This window comes from Streptomyces sp. NPDC104309 (assembly GCF_055584025.1).
The window spans coordinates 1-14,013 of record NZ_JBVJMV010000055.1; the positions used below are offsets into that span (position 1 = coordinate 1).

At 65.6% G+C, this 14,013-nt stretch carries 16 protein-coding genes and 1 pseudogene; 1 reads left to right on the plus strand and 16 read right to left on the minus strand.

The window, feature by feature from the left end; genetic code table 11:
- Nucleotides 1–250: pseudogene (locus ACZ68L_RS40745) on the plus strand (hypothetical protein); the annotation flags it as partial.
- A 10-nt stretch (nucleotides 251–260) separates the two neighbouring features.
- Here the strand turns inward: ACZ68L_RS40745 and ACZ68L_RS40750 are convergent.
- The 16 genes from ACZ68L_RS40750 to ACZ68L_RS40825 all read right to left on the minus strand — a co-directional run bounded on the left by ACZ68L_RS40750 (nucleotide 261) and on the right by ACZ68L_RS40825 (nucleotide 14,010).
- On the minus strand, nucleotides 261–1,478 hold the full coding sequence (locus ACZ68L_RS40750; protein WP_469588284.1) for an MFS transporter: 1,218 nt from the start codon (nucleotides 1,476–1,478) through the stop codon (nucleotides 261–263).
- Between the two features lie 51 nt (nucleotides 1,479–1,529).
- The gene (locus ACZ68L_RS40755; protein ID WP_469588287.1) at nucleotides 1,530–1,697 is read right to left on the minus strand and encodes a hypothetical protein; all 168 of its coding nucleotides are present in this window, start codon (nucleotides 1,695–1,697) and stop codon (nucleotides 1,530–1,532) included.
- Nucleotides 1,698–1,862: 165 nt separating this feature from the next.
- Nucleotides 1,863–2,414, minus strand: a complete 552-nt coding sequence (locus ACZ68L_RS40760; RefSeq protein ID WP_469588290.1) for a hypothetical protein — start codon at nucleotides 2,412–2,414, stop codon at nucleotides 1,863–1,865.
- A gap of 751 nt (nucleotides 2,415–3,165) precedes the next feature.
- On the minus strand, nucleotides 3,166–3,420 hold the full coding sequence (locus tag ACZ68L_RS40765; protein ID WP_469588292.1) for a hypothetical protein: 255 nt from the start codon (nucleotides 3,418–3,420) through the stop codon (nucleotides 3,166–3,168).
- On the minus strand, nucleotides 3,417–3,767 hold the full coding sequence (locus tag ACZ68L_RS40770; RefSeq protein WP_469588294.1) for a hypothetical protein: 351 nt from the start codon (nucleotides 3,765–3,767) through the stop codon (nucleotides 3,417–3,419). The genes ACZ68L_RS40765 and ACZ68L_RS40770 overlap by 4 nt, the downstream gene beginning before the upstream one ends.
- A 55-nt stretch (nucleotides 3,768–3,822) precedes the next feature.
- Nucleotides 3,823–4,404 carry a hypothetical protein gene (locus tag ACZ68L_RS40775; RefSeq protein ID WP_469588296.1) on the minus strand — a complete coding sequence of 194 codons (582 nt, stop codon included), beginning with the start codon at nucleotides 4,402–4,404 and terminating at the stop codon, nucleotides 3,823–3,825.
- A gap of 374 nt (nucleotides 4,405–4,778) precedes the next feature.
- Nucleotides 4,779–5,270, minus strand: a complete 492-nt coding sequence (locus tag ACZ68L_RS40780) for a hypothetical protein (RefSeq protein WP_469588298.1) — start codon at nucleotides 5,268–5,270, stop codon at nucleotides 4,779–4,781.
- Nucleotides 5,271–5,286: 16 nt separating this feature from the next.
- Entirely contained in the window at nucleotides 5,287–5,601 is a 315-nt protein-coding gene (locus ACZ68L_RS40785) for a hypothetical protein (RefSeq protein ID WP_469588300.1), read from the minus strand.
- 202 nt (nucleotides 5,602–5,803) lie between these two features.
- Nucleotides 5,804–7,660, minus strand: a complete 1,857-nt coding sequence (locus ACZ68L_RS40790; protein ID WP_469588303.1) for an SNF2-related protein — start codon at nucleotides 7,658–7,660, stop codon at nucleotides 5,804–5,806.
- 33 nt (nucleotides 7,661–7,693) lie between these two features.
- Complete coding sequence (locus ACZ68L_RS40795) at nucleotides 7,694–8,692, minus strand: hypothetical protein (RefSeq protein WP_469588306.1); 999 nt, start codon at nucleotides 8,690–8,692, stop codon at nucleotides 7,694–7,696.
- Nucleotides 8,692–9,114, minus strand: a complete 423-nt coding sequence (locus ACZ68L_RS40800) for an endonuclease VII domain-containing protein (RefSeq protein ID WP_365688789.1) — start codon at nucleotides 9,112–9,114, stop codon at nucleotides 8,692–8,694. Before ACZ68L_RS40800 ends, ACZ68L_RS40795 begins: the two co-directional genes overlap by 1 nt.
- Nucleotides 9,115–9,170: 56 nt before the next feature.
- Nucleotides 9,171–9,485, minus strand: coding sequence for a PDDEXK family nuclease (locus ACZ68L_RS40805; protein WP_469588309.1), 315 nt, complete (start codon nucleotides 9,483–9,485; stop codon nucleotides 9,171–9,173).
- Nucleotides 9,485–9,985, minus strand: a complete 501-nt coding sequence (locus ACZ68L_RS40810) for a hypothetical protein (RefSeq protein ID WP_469588312.1) — start codon at nucleotides 9,983–9,985, stop codon at nucleotides 9,485–9,487. The genes ACZ68L_RS40805 and ACZ68L_RS40810 overlap by 1 nt, the downstream gene beginning before the upstream one ends.
- A complete protein-coding gene (locus ACZ68L_RS40815; protein WP_469588314.1) occupies nucleotides 9,982–10,350 on the minus strand; it encodes a hypothetical protein in 369 nt (122 codons plus the stop codon). Before ACZ68L_RS40815 ends, ACZ68L_RS40810 begins: the two co-directional genes overlap by 4 nt.
- Nucleotides 10,351–10,530: 180 nt before the next feature.
- Nucleotides 10,531–13,710, minus strand: a complete 3,180-nt coding sequence (locus ACZ68L_RS40820; RefSeq protein ID WP_469588318.1) for a hypothetical protein — start codon at nucleotides 13,708–13,710, stop codon at nucleotides 10,531–10,533.
- Nucleotides 13,711–13,776: 66 nt separating this feature from the next.
- Entirely contained in the window at nucleotides 13,777–14,010 is a 234-nt protein-coding gene (locus ACZ68L_RS40825; protein ID WP_401601643.1) for a hypothetical protein, read from the minus strand.
- Nucleotides 14,011–14,013 lie beyond the last annotated feature (3 nt).

Sequence of the window (14,013 nt, forward strand, 5' to 3'; positions counted from 1 at the left end):
CTCTGTGCTGGGCATAAGGGACGGTTCTCCTGTCGTGCCCTCTCAGGCTAACCCCGCAGAACGGGATGTCTCACCCAAGGCTGACAGAGAGGGGGTAGACGACTGCGGCAAGCGAAGTCTCATCGCAAAGGTCGCCCTGACAGGCCCCCGTGCCTCGGTGTTCATCGAATTGATCTCCTCAGTGGTGACGGTCGACCGCATCGAGTGTTCGGATCATCGCGGCGGTCGTGATTCTCGGGATTGCTGGTGACGTTTTGACCTCAGGGGATGCTGGAGTGCAGGGGCCAGCACAGGGCGGCGCCGAGGAGCCCGGTGCCGAGAGACACCGCGGATGCTGTGAGCCCGCCGCCGTGGTCAAGGGCCCAGGCAGTCATCACTGGTGCAATCATGATTGCCATGGCCAGGTTGGTGCCCCAGAGTCCGGCGTACAGCCCGCGGGACTGCCGCGGCGCAATGCGAGTAACCAGCTCGCCGGCGGCGATGAAGAGCAGGATCTCTCCGGGAACCGCGAGCGCGGCAGCAAGGCTGTAGCTGAGCGTCGAATCGGACAGCCCGGCAGCACCCATCGCGACGCCGAGAATGAGTCCGCTGCCTGCAAGCAGGCCGGTCATGGGTCTCTCTGCGCTGGCCCAGTGACCGAGCCACGGAGTCAGGAGAGGTGATAGGAGTACGACCGCGGTCCCATTGGCAACCTGGGTCGTGCCGTAGGCGGCCGCGTCCAGACCGTCAGCGGTCATAAGGATCGGCAGTGCGGTAAAGACGCCGCCGGCACAGATCAAGGCACAGAGACTGGCCAGAGAAAGGAGCCAGAGTCGTCCATCTCGAAGAGCTTCTCCGTACCCCGGGCGCTCCGCCCGGGGTTGGACGGCGACGCGTCGGCCGGGCAAGAAGCGCAGCGCCACAATACCGAAGGCCGCACAGGCCGCCGCGTTGACCCAGAACAAGACGCCTGTACCAGTGCGGACCGCGAGGTACCCACCGAGTGCCCCCGTGAGGGCGGCCCCGGAGTTTATCGCGAAGTGGCGCCAACCGTTGACGAGCGCCTGCTCGGCTTCTGTGGGTATGACGTCCGCGATGACTGCCGAGACGACGGGGCGGGCGGCGTCGTAAATCACGCCTGTGAGGTATGCCGCCACGAAAAGGCCTGCAGTGGAGCGGAGTTGGGCGAGGGGCGGCAGGATGACGGCCGCAACAGCCATGGCTGTGACGAGTGTGGCCCGCTGGCCGATCCGGTCCGAGAGCCAGCCGCATGCAATCTGTCCGATCAGATAGCCGGCACCGAACGCGGCGACGATCCAGCCCGTGGTGCGGGCGGAGAATCCCAAACCGTCGAGGTGATATGGCAGGAACGGATAGGCGAAGCCGAGCCCTCTGACGGCGAAGGTGCCGATGAGCACCGCCCAGATCGCGGGTGGCCAACGGCCGGGAGAGGCCGGTGTGAAGGGGGTTTCCGTCGGCGGGGCTTCGGTACGGGGCACGGGGGCTCCAGGGCGGCGAGTTTTCCTTGGGTCGGGCGTGTGGAACTTGGGTCAGGTATGTGCGGGTGTCTGGAGCGAGTCGGCGAAGAGGGCCGCTTGACCGGCGGCTGTGGTGATGCCCGTGTGGTCAGGGCGCAGCAGGATCCGGACGATGGGGGAGCCGACCACGGCGCCGTCCACGGACGGCGCGACCAGTGATGTCAGCTGCGGGGTGGACACGCCGACACCGGTGACCAGGAGGTGTACGTCGCTCGGCGGTGGAAGGCGATCCGCGCCCCGCGGACACCGGTCCCCGACCGCCTTGAGGAGGCGATCGGGGACGTGGGGCTGCCGCACGCATCGCGTCAGTTGGGTTGGACCGATAGGGGGGTGCTGGACGCGTTGTCAGGACACGGCGGCGGTGCCGGCCAGGTTCCAGCTCTTGCCGTTCTTGCCGTCATTGGCGATGTCGTAGTAGGCGGTGGCGTCCGCGGTCCAGTTCTTCTGCTTGGTCTTCACGTAGACCTCGCCGTAGCCGCTCGCTCCGGTGGGGTAGGTCTTCGAGCCGTTCTCGGACTTGTTGATCTCCGTGCTGATCTCACGCTGTTCACAGATGCCGTAGCTGCAGTTCTTCTTCGTGGTCGAACCGCTCTGCGCGTACATGAGGACCGAGAAGCTGTGGAACCGCTTGCCGCCGGTGAACCAGCTGGTGCCGTCCCACGATGCCTTGTTGAGCCAGGCCTTGTAGTGGCGGTATCCGCCGCTGGAGCCCTGGTACTTCATGCAGATGTTCAGGCTGACCTTCACGTCGGGCTTTCCCGGGAGGGCGAAGTTCTTGGTGCTGGTCTTGCAGTGCGTCGTCGTTGCAGCCTGGGCTGTCCCGGTCAGCGCGATGGTTCCGCCGAGAGCGACGGATGCGGCAAGGACGGAGGCAGCGGTGCGCTTGAGGTTGGACATGCGGTGCCTTTCGAGCTCAGATGGAAAGCGGTCACTGGTCCTGGTGCGCTCGACCCACTACGCGTAATTCGGGCTGAGGTACGGCGTCCGGTGCCGGCTCGTCTCGACGGCCGGCTGAACCAGCCCGTGACTGTCGGTCCGCGGTGGACACAACGAGCCAAGGGAAGTTGGTGAAGGAGGGCTCGGGACGCAACGAGCGGACCAGAGGGCGACATGAGGCAAGGTCTGCATCACATCTCTCAGCGACCCACCCGGGGCGGCTCTGCCGCCCTGGAACGAGCGGCGAGGTCCTGCTGATGCGGTTGCCGCGTTCTACGTAGACCTCGGCGCATGTGAGGGTCTCTCGAGCCCGCCCGCCGTCACGTCAACACCAGGCGACCGTCGCGGCGCAAGGTATCCAAGAAGACACCGTCAGTTACTCTGGCCGCTTGGCGGCTTCATTTGGGATCCTCGTGATGACCTACTCGCCGAGGGCCGTCCGGATGCGGGCTACTGCGTCACGGCGGCCGGCTCGGCACGGGCAGCCAACTGCTTGATGTGCTCGGCTTGCCAGCCAGCCACGGCTGGCTGGCTCGCGGCCAGCTCATCGTGGAGCGCGGCGGTGCGGACGGCGCGCTGGATTAGGAGTACTGGCCGCCGCGGCCTCGGCGTTGTGTCATGAGTCGCCACTCGGTCGGGCTGTACCTGAGCTTGCCGTCGGGCAGGTGCTTCAGCGAGCGGAGACTCGGCGCCCTCTTGGTCACGTATGTGCTCATCGGGTCGCCCCTTTGGTCACGGTGGGACTGGTGTCGAGTGCGCGCCTGTGCGCCCGGTACTCGGTCGGGGTCATGCCCAGCGCAGCGGCACTGTCTGCGGTCGTGGACTTGAGTCCCTTCGGTCCCTGCTCGCCAAGGAGTTGCCGGGCCGCCGCGGGAGCGTCGCGAGTCTCCTCCAGCTCAGCCACCTGGGCCTCGGCCGTCTGCCGCAACTGGTGCGGAGTCTTCTTGGAACGCCGCTGGACGGTCACGGTGAAGCCGTCGCCGGTTGCCCGTCGGTCATCTCCATCTCGACGTAGTTCTTGGCGCCGTGGCCGTCGAGGCAGCCGCGCATCCCAGCGGCGAAGATCCGGACCATCTCGTTAGCCTCGGCGATTTCGAGGGTGGCGACGCCGTCACGGACTGTGAGGGAGCGCATCATCGTGCCGTCGACCAGGATTTCGGCGGCCAGGTCACCGAGGGAGTCGATGGCGAGGTCGGCGGGCGCTGCGAATTCAGCACGCGGGGTGTTGGCGATGGCGGTCTCGATGGCCTTGTGGGCCTGGGTGAGGCGCTGCTTGCGTTGCTCCTCGGTGAGGCCGGCTGATTTGGTGGTCAAGGGGTCCTCCAGATGGTGGGTCGATGCCGTTCGCGGCGGATTCGAATGCGTTACCTCAGGCCTTCGAGGAGACGATGATGAAGGCGATGCCGTCGTTGTGCTCCCACTCGCTGACGATCCGCAGGGAGCGCTGCCTGATCTGTGCGCGGAACGCGTCCAACTCCGGCTCGGTGAACTTCCAGAGAGGCGTTCCGGACGTGGCACTGTTCGGCGCGAGAGCGTAGGCGTTGACGCGCCCTGTGCCAGAGTCGAACCGCACGTTCGACGGCAGCTGGCGGCCGACTGCACGGTCCGCCTCCGTTGCGATCCCGAAGCAGTCGCCGTAGGGCGTGTCGCTGTGCACGAGGAATGCGATCTCGTCGAGTGCCGTGAGATGTTCCTGAGTGGGGTACTCGGGCCGTCGGGCGAGCAGCAGGCCCTCGTAGCGGTCACACAGCTCGCGATGCTTGCGGTGGTGCGCCCGCACGGCTTCGGTGTGCGCCTGGTCTTCTTCATTGATCGCTTTGCGCAGCACCCTGATGTCCGGGGTGTCGAAGGGGGTGACGCTGAAGATGAGGGTCGTGATCGGCTTTCGAGCCTCCTTGGTGTCTGATTGGCGGCCGAGCTGTGTCCTGATCGGTGCACCGATGGGTCTCATCGGTGTCTTGCTTGGTGCGTCGGCCATCGATGGCGCGGCCGCGTCCAGTCGGTGGCAACAAGACGTCTCGTCAGGGGCGTCATCGGGACTCGGGGATACCCTTGACGAGACGTCGATGTACAAGACGGCACGGGCCGGGTGCGCGAACACCCGGCCCGTGCCGGAGTCGATCCCGCACCCGGGTCAGCCACGCTGACCCAGCCCCCTGAGGCCAGCGCCCGTAGGGAGCGAAGCCGAGGGGCCCGCTCGGTCACTCATCGGAACGTGACGCGAGGCGTACCTCTCGTTCACTCATGGCACGGCGACGGTGACGCCCTCATCGAAGCTGGTACATCTCTTCGATGCGTGTTCGTCGGTGGTTGCAGGTGTCGGGATCAGGGGCTGCTCGCGGAATCAGTCTTTGCAAGCGGCTGACGCCTCTTGATCGGCGTGCCGGCGGCGGCGTCGACAACTATGGCGCGCACCGCGGCATCAGCGTCGTCGTCCGGGTCAGGCAGCAGCTCGGCCAAGAAGTGGCCCTCCTCGAGGCCCAACTCCTCGTCCAGTCGCCAACCGGTGATGTAGGCGGTGCCGTTGTGGCTCAGGCCCTTGACATCATGGACGTGGTCTCCGGCATCGGTGCCTTCAGTGCGCTGCAGCTTGATCTTCCTCGCGTCGCGATCGATCAGGATGACGAGTTTCATGGTCGGCTGGTTCGCGGGCCAGCGTGCTTCGCTGTCACCGGGGGTCGGCCGCAACCAGTCGCGTGCCGCGGCGGACAGCGAGATCTGCGAACGGCCGTTCTCGGCGTGCGTGACGGTGATCTTGGCGGGCCCCCTGATACGACGACCCTTGCTCGGGTTGGGGTGGTAGATCTCGAACGACATGGGCAGGATCCTTTCGTCAGCGCTGTTCGCGCTTGCTGATGAATGTCGCGGGATTGCCGCGCTCCTCGGCGTAGGCGATCTCGCGGCTTGTTGACTCCCCGGCGCAGTCGCCTGGGTCGACGACCAGCACCTCGTCAGCGAGATTGATCTCGCGCAGGTGGAGCTCGTCAAGCATCTGCTTCTCGGTCTCGGTGATCTCGTCGACGTCGTGGGCGAAGACGCCGGGCGCGAGAACGATGTAGCCAGCGAGGGTGAGCTCGCTGTTAGCCTCGGCGGGCGGAACCTGGTCGAGCCGCAGGTGCAGGCGATCGAGGGCTGGCCTTTGGTCCATCCGAGGCATCGGAGGGCAAGCAGCTGATCCACGGACCGCATGCGGAAGACGATCTTCTGTTCTGCCTTGAGCGCCGCGTTGTGCTTCATCATGTCGGGCAGGGCTCGCAGAGGCACGTTGATCGACTCCTGTTGTGCGAGAGGGCGACGGCCCGGCCGTGGGATCACGGCCGGGCCGTCTTCGGATGGCAGAGATCCAGCTCTCAGACCCTCTCGGAGGCCCAGAGGTCGTTGAGGTCCTCGCGGATCTCTTCCTCAAGGGCGGCGAGGAGCACCTGCTCGGCGACGAAGTCCCCAGAGACGGCCGCGATGAGGTCGTCCTGAACCTGCTGCTTGCCGGCCAGCACGGAGGGCATCCGCTCGTCCTGCGTGCCCTTGGCGATGAGCCGATGAATGGTCACCGGCTTCGTCTGGCCCGTGCGGAAGAGTCGCCCGTTGGTCTGCAGATAGTGCTCGAGCGAGAACGGCAGCGTGTACCAGATCATCGTCGAGCCACCGTGCTGCAGATTCAGGCCATGCCCGGCGGCGGCCGGGTGGAGCAGCATCACCGGGATCTGCTTGGCGTTCCAGCGTCGGACCATGCCGCGCGAGCCGTCGAAGGCCCGCGCGTCGATGCCGGCCTTGCGGAGCCTGGTGAGCAACTGCTCCTTGTCGGACTTGAAGTGGTAGGCGATGAGCACGGGCTCGCCACCGTTGTTCCGCACCAGGTACTCGGTCATCTCGATCTTCTTGTCGTGGATGACCTCGTACCGGCCCTTCGTGGCCGGGTCGTCGGGATCGGCTGTGTAGAGCGTGCCTGAGGCGAACTGCATCAGCTTGCTGGTGAGCACCGCCTGGTTTGCGGCGACGATCGACTCGACGCTGTGCGTCAGCTTCCCGTCGTCGTCCGTGTAGCTGTGCACGATGTCCAGGACCAGCTCGCGCTTGAACTCCTTGTAGGCCTGGAGCAGGTCCGGCGGGAGCGTGACGTTGGCGTCCTGGATGGTGAGCGCCGGGAGCTGCAGGCTCGTGTTCTGCGCGCTCATCACCAGATGCGAGATGGCCTGATGGATCTCGGCCTCGGCGTTCGGCGTGGGGATCCACTTCGCCGGCGTCGTGGTGCCGGGCACCATCTTGGCCGTGAACCATCGATTGCGGTACGCGGTGATGTTCGGCCCCAGTGCCTGGCCCTGGTCGAGCAGATAGACCTGGCTCCACAAGTCGTGGAGACCGTTGGGGCTGGGCGTTCCGGTCAGTTCGATGAGCCGGTTCACGGCCGGCCGCACCATCGCTAGAGCCTGGAAGCGCTGCGAGTCGTGCGACTTGAAGCCCTGGGACTCGTCGATGATGACCGTCTGGAAAGGCCAGATGATGGTCTGCTGTCCGTTGATGGTCTGGATGGGCAGCTGATCGACCAGACCGAAGCGGCACTGAGGGCAGCCGTCACCGGAACAGCTTCGGCAGTCATAGGTCTCCCACGTCACCAGGGACGCCTTGAGCAGCTCCTGGATCAAGGCGCGGATCTTGGTCTTGGCGGGAGGCCGGCTGTTGGTGTTGCCGACGACCAGAGCGCGGTACGCATCGATCAACTCGTCCTGGTCCAGCGGTCCGCGGGCCTGAAGCAGACCCAGGATCGCTGTCGCCTCCGGGGAGGCGGTCGGGGCGGGCACTGCGCCCGGCACCGGCGTGAGCAGTTTTGTCTCCTGGGACGGCTGGGTCAGCAGCTCCTGGTTGATGAAGTACATCGTCGGCGGATCGGTGAAGACCTCCTGGAAGCGCTGCAGGCGCTTGACCTTGGAGAGCTTCCTGTCGTTCTCGTCGACGATGAGCGACTTCGTCCGGATGGGGAAGCCCCACTTCTCGATCTCGTCGATCCAGGTGGAGCGGGCGATTGCCACGGGCGCTATAACGAGGATGTGACCCATCGGGCGGACCGTCTGCAGGACGCTGAGGGTCGTGAGCGTCTTGCCGGCCCCAACGCCGAGCCACGCGCCGGCGAAGGGGTGGTCGACGAGGAAGTCATGGATCTGCTGCTGATGCGGCATCAGCGAGATCGGGGACGGCGCGAGAATAGTGGTCATGACGCTGGTCCTCCCTTCTCTTCGGGTGTTCGGTCAGGCATGGAATGCCTCTTGAATGAGGGCGAGGCGGGCGCTGGCCTCGTCGGCTCTCTGTTTCTGCTGCATGACTTCGGTCTGAAGTTCGGCGACCCGGGCTTCGAGTTGCGTGACCCGCGGGTCGGACCCGAGGGCTTCTCGCACTCGATGCAGCACTGCCACTGGGTCCTCAACTCGCCCGGCTGTGTCAGTCGGTGCTGTCTGGTGTGTGGGTGCTGGCATGTCGTGCGTCGCTTTCTGCGGGGTCGTCTGATCGATGTCGGAGCCGTGTTTGGTTGAAGGGTCGGGCGGGGTCTGATCACGATGGACCCGCCGGTGCGAGCCCAGACCCGCTGCTGTGCCGCGGAGCCGCTTGCAGACTTCGCATCTGAACTCCCGCAGCTGGGTGACTGGTTCGGGCTCGGCGATCCCAGTGCCGGTCTCAGGTATCTGGAAGACCCTGGACAGCGATTTCCCTGATTCGTCACGGGCCAGCATCCTGATCGGTGTGTCGAGCTTCAGGTTCAGCAAGAGTGGTTCGGCATCCGGCATGCGGATGACCTCGAACCGAGGCTGGTCGGCCGCGTCGAAGGTCACTCTCAGCAGCGCTTCGGCGGGGAGGCTGTCCTCCCGGGCGTCGAACCACGTCGTGAAGGCCCTGCTGTGCTTGAGGAACGCCTGGGCCACCGTGATCTCCTGTGCCTCTCTGGGCCGGGGCGCAGACTCCGGCGACGGAGCCACGGTGCGGTGCTCGGCGGTGAGGCGACGAATGTCGGCCCGGGCGTTCTGAGCCGTGCGGTTCTGCGAGGACATGGTGGGTGGTACCGAGGCGGTGCCACCGGCGTTGTTGCGCAGAATGCAGTGGCCCTTGGAGGAGATCCGACCTACACAGCCTGTCTCCATCGCGGTGAGGACGAGATTCTTGGCCTCCTGGTCGAAGGCGGAGAGGTCGGCGCGGGTGAGCCGGCGGAACGAGGGGGCCTTGAACCCGTTGGTCTTCGTGCTGCGGGCTCCCATCAGAACCTCGGCTCGCCGACGGATCGGTCGGTGATGTGGGACTCGAGATAGTCGGCCGCGGCGCGGAGCAGTTTGGCATCATCTCGGAACTTGCCTAAGCCCTGGTTGCACCTAGAGCACAAGAGACTCCGCGTGCGCCCGGTCCTGTGGTTATGGTCGACCGCGAGTTCCTTGGTGGAAGCGCCGTTGTTCGCGAGAGCGGTCTCCGGCTCCCGGCAGATCGCACAGACTCCGTCTTGCTGAGCAGACATGATGTCAAATTGCTCTCGGGTCACGCCGTATCGAGCGAGTCGGTTGTTCGCGACTCGGCACTCTGCACAGGCAGCCCTGATACCGCCATGACTTCTCGTGTCTCGATGAAAGTTCTCCAGCGGGAGATCACGAAGGCAGCTCGTGCACTGCTTCGTCTGGGCCACCTTCATTTCGCGGTCCTTGGTCTCGAACTATGGCTGCTGGAGAGGCGCTGTGGTGGTTTGGGTCATGACGCTGCTCTCTGTTGATCAGACGGGGACGCGAGAAGGTGCGCGATGAAGGAGTCGACGCTCGGCTTGTCGTCGACGACGTGGATCCGGGCACCGAAGCGGCGCATCTTGGCGTGCACGACGCGCTGGCGCTTCTCGAGTTCGCCGCCGGGCTTCTTCACCTCGACGAAGACGGTGCCGCCGGGGGTGACGATGACGCGGTCGGGCACACCCCCACGGGCCGGGGAGACGAACTTCAGGCAGAGGAAGCCGCTCGCCCGGCACTGCGCAAGGAGGTAGTCCTCGATGGTCCCTTCCGGCGTGCGGGCCATCAGGGCTGTGCTTTCCCGGCCTGGGAGGACGTCGGCACTCCGTACCGCAGTTCGCCGGGCTTGACGAGCCGGAAACCGGTGGAGTGCTTGTACATCCGGGTGACACTGAGGGTCGAGAGCCTCGTGCCGTAGTGCGCCCGGACCCGGGCCCTGCCGTTCTTCACGGACTCGACGACGAGGCGGCGCTTGTTCTGCCGGGTGTCGAGGTCTTCCCAGATCTGGCCCGGAGCGACCAGGACGCCGTCGCGGGTCGTGTTCAGCTTCTTCTGGATCTGGGCGTCTTCGGCCTCGGCCGCGGCGTCGACCGGCGGAGCATCGAACGCGAGCTCGTACTTCTTCAGGAACGGGCCGAGCTCGGTGCTTGTTCGACGCCGCGCGCGGTGATGGACCGAGCGCCGGGACTGCGACGGCGGGTCCACGGCGATGATCTTGGTCAGAACCCTGTCCTTCTTGCGTCGCCAGCGCTGGCCGGGCCGGACAGTCTGGATGGAGTCGCTCACAGCTCCTCCTCGTCAGCGTCTTCGAGGTAGGCGAAGGCGTCATCTGCTTCGACGGCGACCCAGCGCTTGGCCGCATTGCCGAACCGGGAGAAGCCCTTCTCGGCGTCCTCGGTGACGAGGTCGGCGTAGACGAGTTCCTTGAGCCGGGTACGGACGCCAGACTCGGAGGCGCGAGGCGTGTCCGGGTTCATGACGATGCGCATGTGGTACGCAGCGACGAGCTCGTCATGAGTGGGCGGGCCGGACTCGGCGAGGATCGCCAGGACGACGGGGCGGACGCAGGACGCACGCAGCGCTGCCTTCAGAGCGGCCCCGTAGGAGGTGATGGGGTCGTCGGTGCAGACAGGAAGTGCGGTCTGGGACATAATGCCTCTCGGCTCTCTTATCAGTGGCGAGTCAGACTCGCCTTTAAGCTCAATTATGACTTGAAACAAATGACTTATACATAGACATTCGGAAATGACCACGGAAAGCCACAGGGTGCCGGGCTGCGTCGTGTCGACACGGCCCGGCACCCTGTTCTCCGGCGGTGGTGCAGGCGCTGATCAGGCGGCGTTCTTCCAGTTCTTGGTGAACGTCTCGTCGAGCATCTGGGTGTAGATGTCGAGGTCGAGCGCCCTGATGAGCTGCGCGGCCCGGGAGGCAGGCAGCGTGCGGAGGTCGTCGTTGACGACGACCATCGACCAGCTCGGGTCGATGCCGTTGATCCGGCGGATCACGACGTCCTGGTCATCGGGCAGCAGCGTGAGGCCGTCGGTGGTGCTGGCCTCGCTGCGGTTCTTCGCCCAGCCGTGATGGCGCAGGATCTGAAGGGCGATCGGGTCACGCCGTACGCCGGCGCTGCCAGATTCGCGACGCTTGGTCTGGCTGGCAGGGTTCACCTTCCATGCGCCGGCGTTGTGCAGGCTGACGGCCCTCTCGGTGCCGTCGTGAACGATGAAGACCCGGTTGACCATCTGCAGAGCCCGCGGGTTCACCAGTTGTGCGTCAGCATCAGCGTCTTCGGTCTCGTCACCCTCGAATCCAGCACTGATGGGATCAGCGGCAAACGGATAGGTGATCGAGCCCCGGGACGCCGCGAGGACGTTCTGGAAGAGCAGCAGCGTCTTGACCGGGTCGTCGGCAAAGACCGCCTCCTCGATCACCTTTCGACCGAGCACGGGATCGAACGACTCGGCGAGAGCCGCTTCTCCCCTGCTGGCGACGGTCTGCAGGTAGCGGGCCAGGGCGAAGTCGATCACGGCCGGATGAGCCAATGACTTCGTCGGGGTGGGACCCGCGTGACAGGCCAGCGTTCCACCGGAGGCGGTGATGATCGGACTGTCGGCGACGCTGCGCTCCTCTCCAGGTGTTCCCAGTTCGAGCCGGTTGTTCGAGTCCTTGCTGATGAGGAACATCAGCTCCGGCTCGATGTCGATACCGATGGCGGCCTGCTGCTCGGCGAGCACGCGGTTGTTGGTGGCCTCGTCGAAACCGTTCTCGCCGCCGACGACGGAGTAGAGACCATCGGTATTCGTTGAGATGATCCGCGCGCCGGCCAGCGTCTGGGCCTGTCCGATCCGCCAACTGAACAGCTGGCCGAGGATCCGCATGGCGATGGTGCGGTTGTTCATCCGGATCGGGGTCCGGTGGGCTGCGTCGGCTGCGCCAGAGGCCGAGTTGAGGATCAGTTTCGTGCCGTTGCGCAGGGTCGCGAGCCGGGCCTTCTCCTCAGCGGCGATCCCCGACTTCTTCATCTCCCGGCCCAGGCGCTCCTTCTCGAAGAAGATCGTCGTATAGCGGTCCTCACCCAGCTCGGGGTTCCAGAACGCCCGCAGGTTGCGCAGCAGGTTCGGGTAGTAGCTGGTGAAGTCCTCGTGGATCACCAGGCCCGCCGAGGTCCGTGCGAACTTCGGGTGCAGCTTGGTCGACTTGTCGACCTTTGCGGTGAACAGCTCGGGGGCCTTCTTCGACGGCTCATCGCGGTACGCCGCTTTGGCCGCCGAGGTGACGGCCAGGACGACCTTGCCGTCGAGCACCGTGCCGTCGGCCAGGCGCACCTGAAGAGCTTCAGCCTCCGGGCGCTGGGTGGCCAGCAGCTCCGCCGGATCCGGCAGCTGTGCTTGCGCGCGCGCGAGCTGTTCGGCCTGGTCGGGGTCTTCCTTCTTCGGCTTGCGGTACTTCACCTTCTCCGGGTCCGAGCCCAGCAGCACGAGCCGCTTGTCGACGGAGGAACCATCAGGCAGTGCGAGCAGGTTGTGCTGGCGCTTGGCCTCGGCGACGAAGTCCTTGGCGTCCGGGTGGACGAGCCGGGCGATGCCGATCATGGCTGTCTGTTCCCGGTGCTCGAAGGAATCAGCGTCGAAGACGCTCATGTCCGCTTCGGCCCCGTGGATACCTCCCGTGCTGAACGTGGCGAAGCACGATGACGGGGAGGCATCCCGGTGGAAGTAGGGCACGTTGTTCGGCGTCTTCGGCAGCTCGCGCAGGTTCTTGGCCGGGAGGCTGAACAGGTCGCGGTACTCCTCGGAGTCGTTGAAGTTCTGCCCCTCGATCGAGCGGTAGTAGTCGACGACCTGCATGAACTGACGGTGCGCCTTCGCCTGTGCCGGCGTCGCGGCTGGATTCTTCGCCGGGTCCGGGGCCACGTTCGCTTCGAAGAAGCGCAGGCATTCGTCGAGCACGTTGACCTGACGGACGCCCTGCTCTTTGGCCACCTCGGCGTCCGGGTAGAGATAGGACACCGCTTCGATGTCGTTCAACGCGGTGTACGGCGCGAGGATGCGGCCGACGAACTTCGCCGAGGACGAGTCGATGGTCAGGCGGTCCCGGCGCACTGCGCCGTTCTTGGCGAAAACGGTCTCGGAGTACTGCGCCAGCAGGCCGGCCTTCAGGCCGAAGTTGCTGGCGTAGGCCGGGTGCAGGAAGAGCTGGGCCAGACCAAGGCAGTCGGAGACGTTGTAGGCCAGCAGCTCGTAGAGATCCTCGATCGTGGCGATCGAGGTGTCGTGGCTGAGCTTCTTGGACTCCTTGATCTGGCGGCCGAGCATCCCGAGCAGGCGCTTGAGGCTCACCTTGGTCTGCAGCTCGTTGAGACGGGCGACATCCAGGTGCCGGCCCGAGTGCATCATGGCGCGGCGGATCTTGGCGGCCGGGCCGTCCCAGCCGAGGTAGCCGGGCATGTACTCGATGTGCTCGTTGAACAGCTTGTCGTTGTGCTCGCGCATCTCGCGCGCCGTGGTTGGCTGAACCAGCCGGCCAGAGTGCGGGGCCGGGAAGGTCTCCATCAGGTACAGCGCGAGCATGGTCATGTCGTAGTTCAGCGAGTTGTACCCGGCCAGGAACGGGTGCTGCAGCGGGTCGTACTCTGGATCCGTGTCGCAGACCGGGCGCAGGCTCGCCGGATAGGCCGAGACCTGGCTGCGGTCGTTGACCTGGTCGGCGTTCGAAAGACCCATCAGCTCGGCGAGACGGAGGTTGCCCCGCTCGCTGCACAGGTTCCACAGCTGAACGCTAACCGCGGGCAGGCCCGGATTGGAGCGCACGACCACTTCGTAGAGTGCCTGCGGGTCCACGGAGTCGGCGAGCTGCTGGTTGTCGGCGAGGAAGAAGATCTCCAGGTCGTCGACGGCTCTATCGGGCCGTGGAGTGTAGGCGCACAGGGTGAAGACGTCCGACAACGACTCGATGTCGTAGAAGGTGAAGCGCGCCTTCGAGGCCGTGACGGGTGTTCGCTGTGTGCTCATGATGGGGATCTCTTTTCGTTGGTCCGACCATCACGGCCGGTGTCTGGGGAGGAGGCGCGCGCGGCCTCAAACGGAATCGTGAGGAGAGCGCCGGCGCGGGGTATCCATGCGCCGGGACGCCTCACTCATCAGCCGGGCCTTTCCCACGGGGTCCGCCGTGATCTGCGAGCGGACGATGAGGTTGGTGATCCGCTGCTCGCGCGCGACGTCGGACATCGCCGTGGTCAGGCGGCTCTGACCACGGGCGAGTTCGAGTACGGCCTGGGTGAGTTCGCCGAGTGCGCCAGCAGTTTTGGCCATGAG

Coding starts and splice junctions, on each gene's coding strand:
- ACZ68L_RS40785 (WP_469588300.1), bottom strand. CDS start 5,601: ATGGACCAAAGGCCAGCCCTCGATCGCCTGCACCTGCGGCTCGACCAG.
- ACZ68L_RS40790 (WP_469588303.1), bottom strand. CDS start 7,660: ATGACCACTATTCTCGCGCCGTCCCCGATCTCGCTGATGCCGCATCAG.
- ACZ68L_RS40760 (WP_469588290.1), bottom strand. CDS start 2,414: ATGTCCAACCTCAAGCGCACCGCTGCCTCCGTCCTTGCCGCATCCGTC.
- ACZ68L_RS40780 (WP_469588298.1), bottom strand. CDS start 5,270: ATGTCGTTCGAGATCTACCACCCCAACCCGAGCAAGGGTCGTCGTATC.
- ACZ68L_RS40825 (WP_401601643.1), bottom strand. CDS start 14,010: ATGGCCAAAACTGCTGGCGCACTCGGCGAACTCACCCAGGCCGTACTC.
- ACZ68L_RS40800 (WP_365688789.1), bottom strand. CDS start 9,114: ATGAAGGTGGCCCAGACGAAGCAGTGCACGAGCTGCCTTCGTGATCTC.
- ACZ68L_RS40775 (WP_469588296.1), bottom strand. CDS start 4,404: ATGAGACCCATCGGTGCACCGATCAGGACACAGCTCGGCCGCCAATCA.
- ACZ68L_RS40815 (WP_469588314.1), bottom strand. CDS start 10,350: ATGTCCCAGACCGCACTTCCTGTCTGCACCGACGACCCCATCACCTCC.
- ACZ68L_RS40795 (WP_469588306.1), bottom strand. CDS start 8,692: ATGGGAGCCCGCAGCACGAAGACCAACGGGTTCAAGGCCCCCTCGTTC.
- ACZ68L_RS40805 (WP_469588309.1), bottom strand. CDS start 9,485: ATGGCCCGCACGCCGGAAGGGACCATCGAGGACTACCTCCTTGCGCAG.
- ACZ68L_RS40820 (WP_469588318.1), bottom strand. CDS start 13,710: ATGAGCACACAGCGAACACCCGTCACGGCCTCGAAGGCGCGCTTCACC.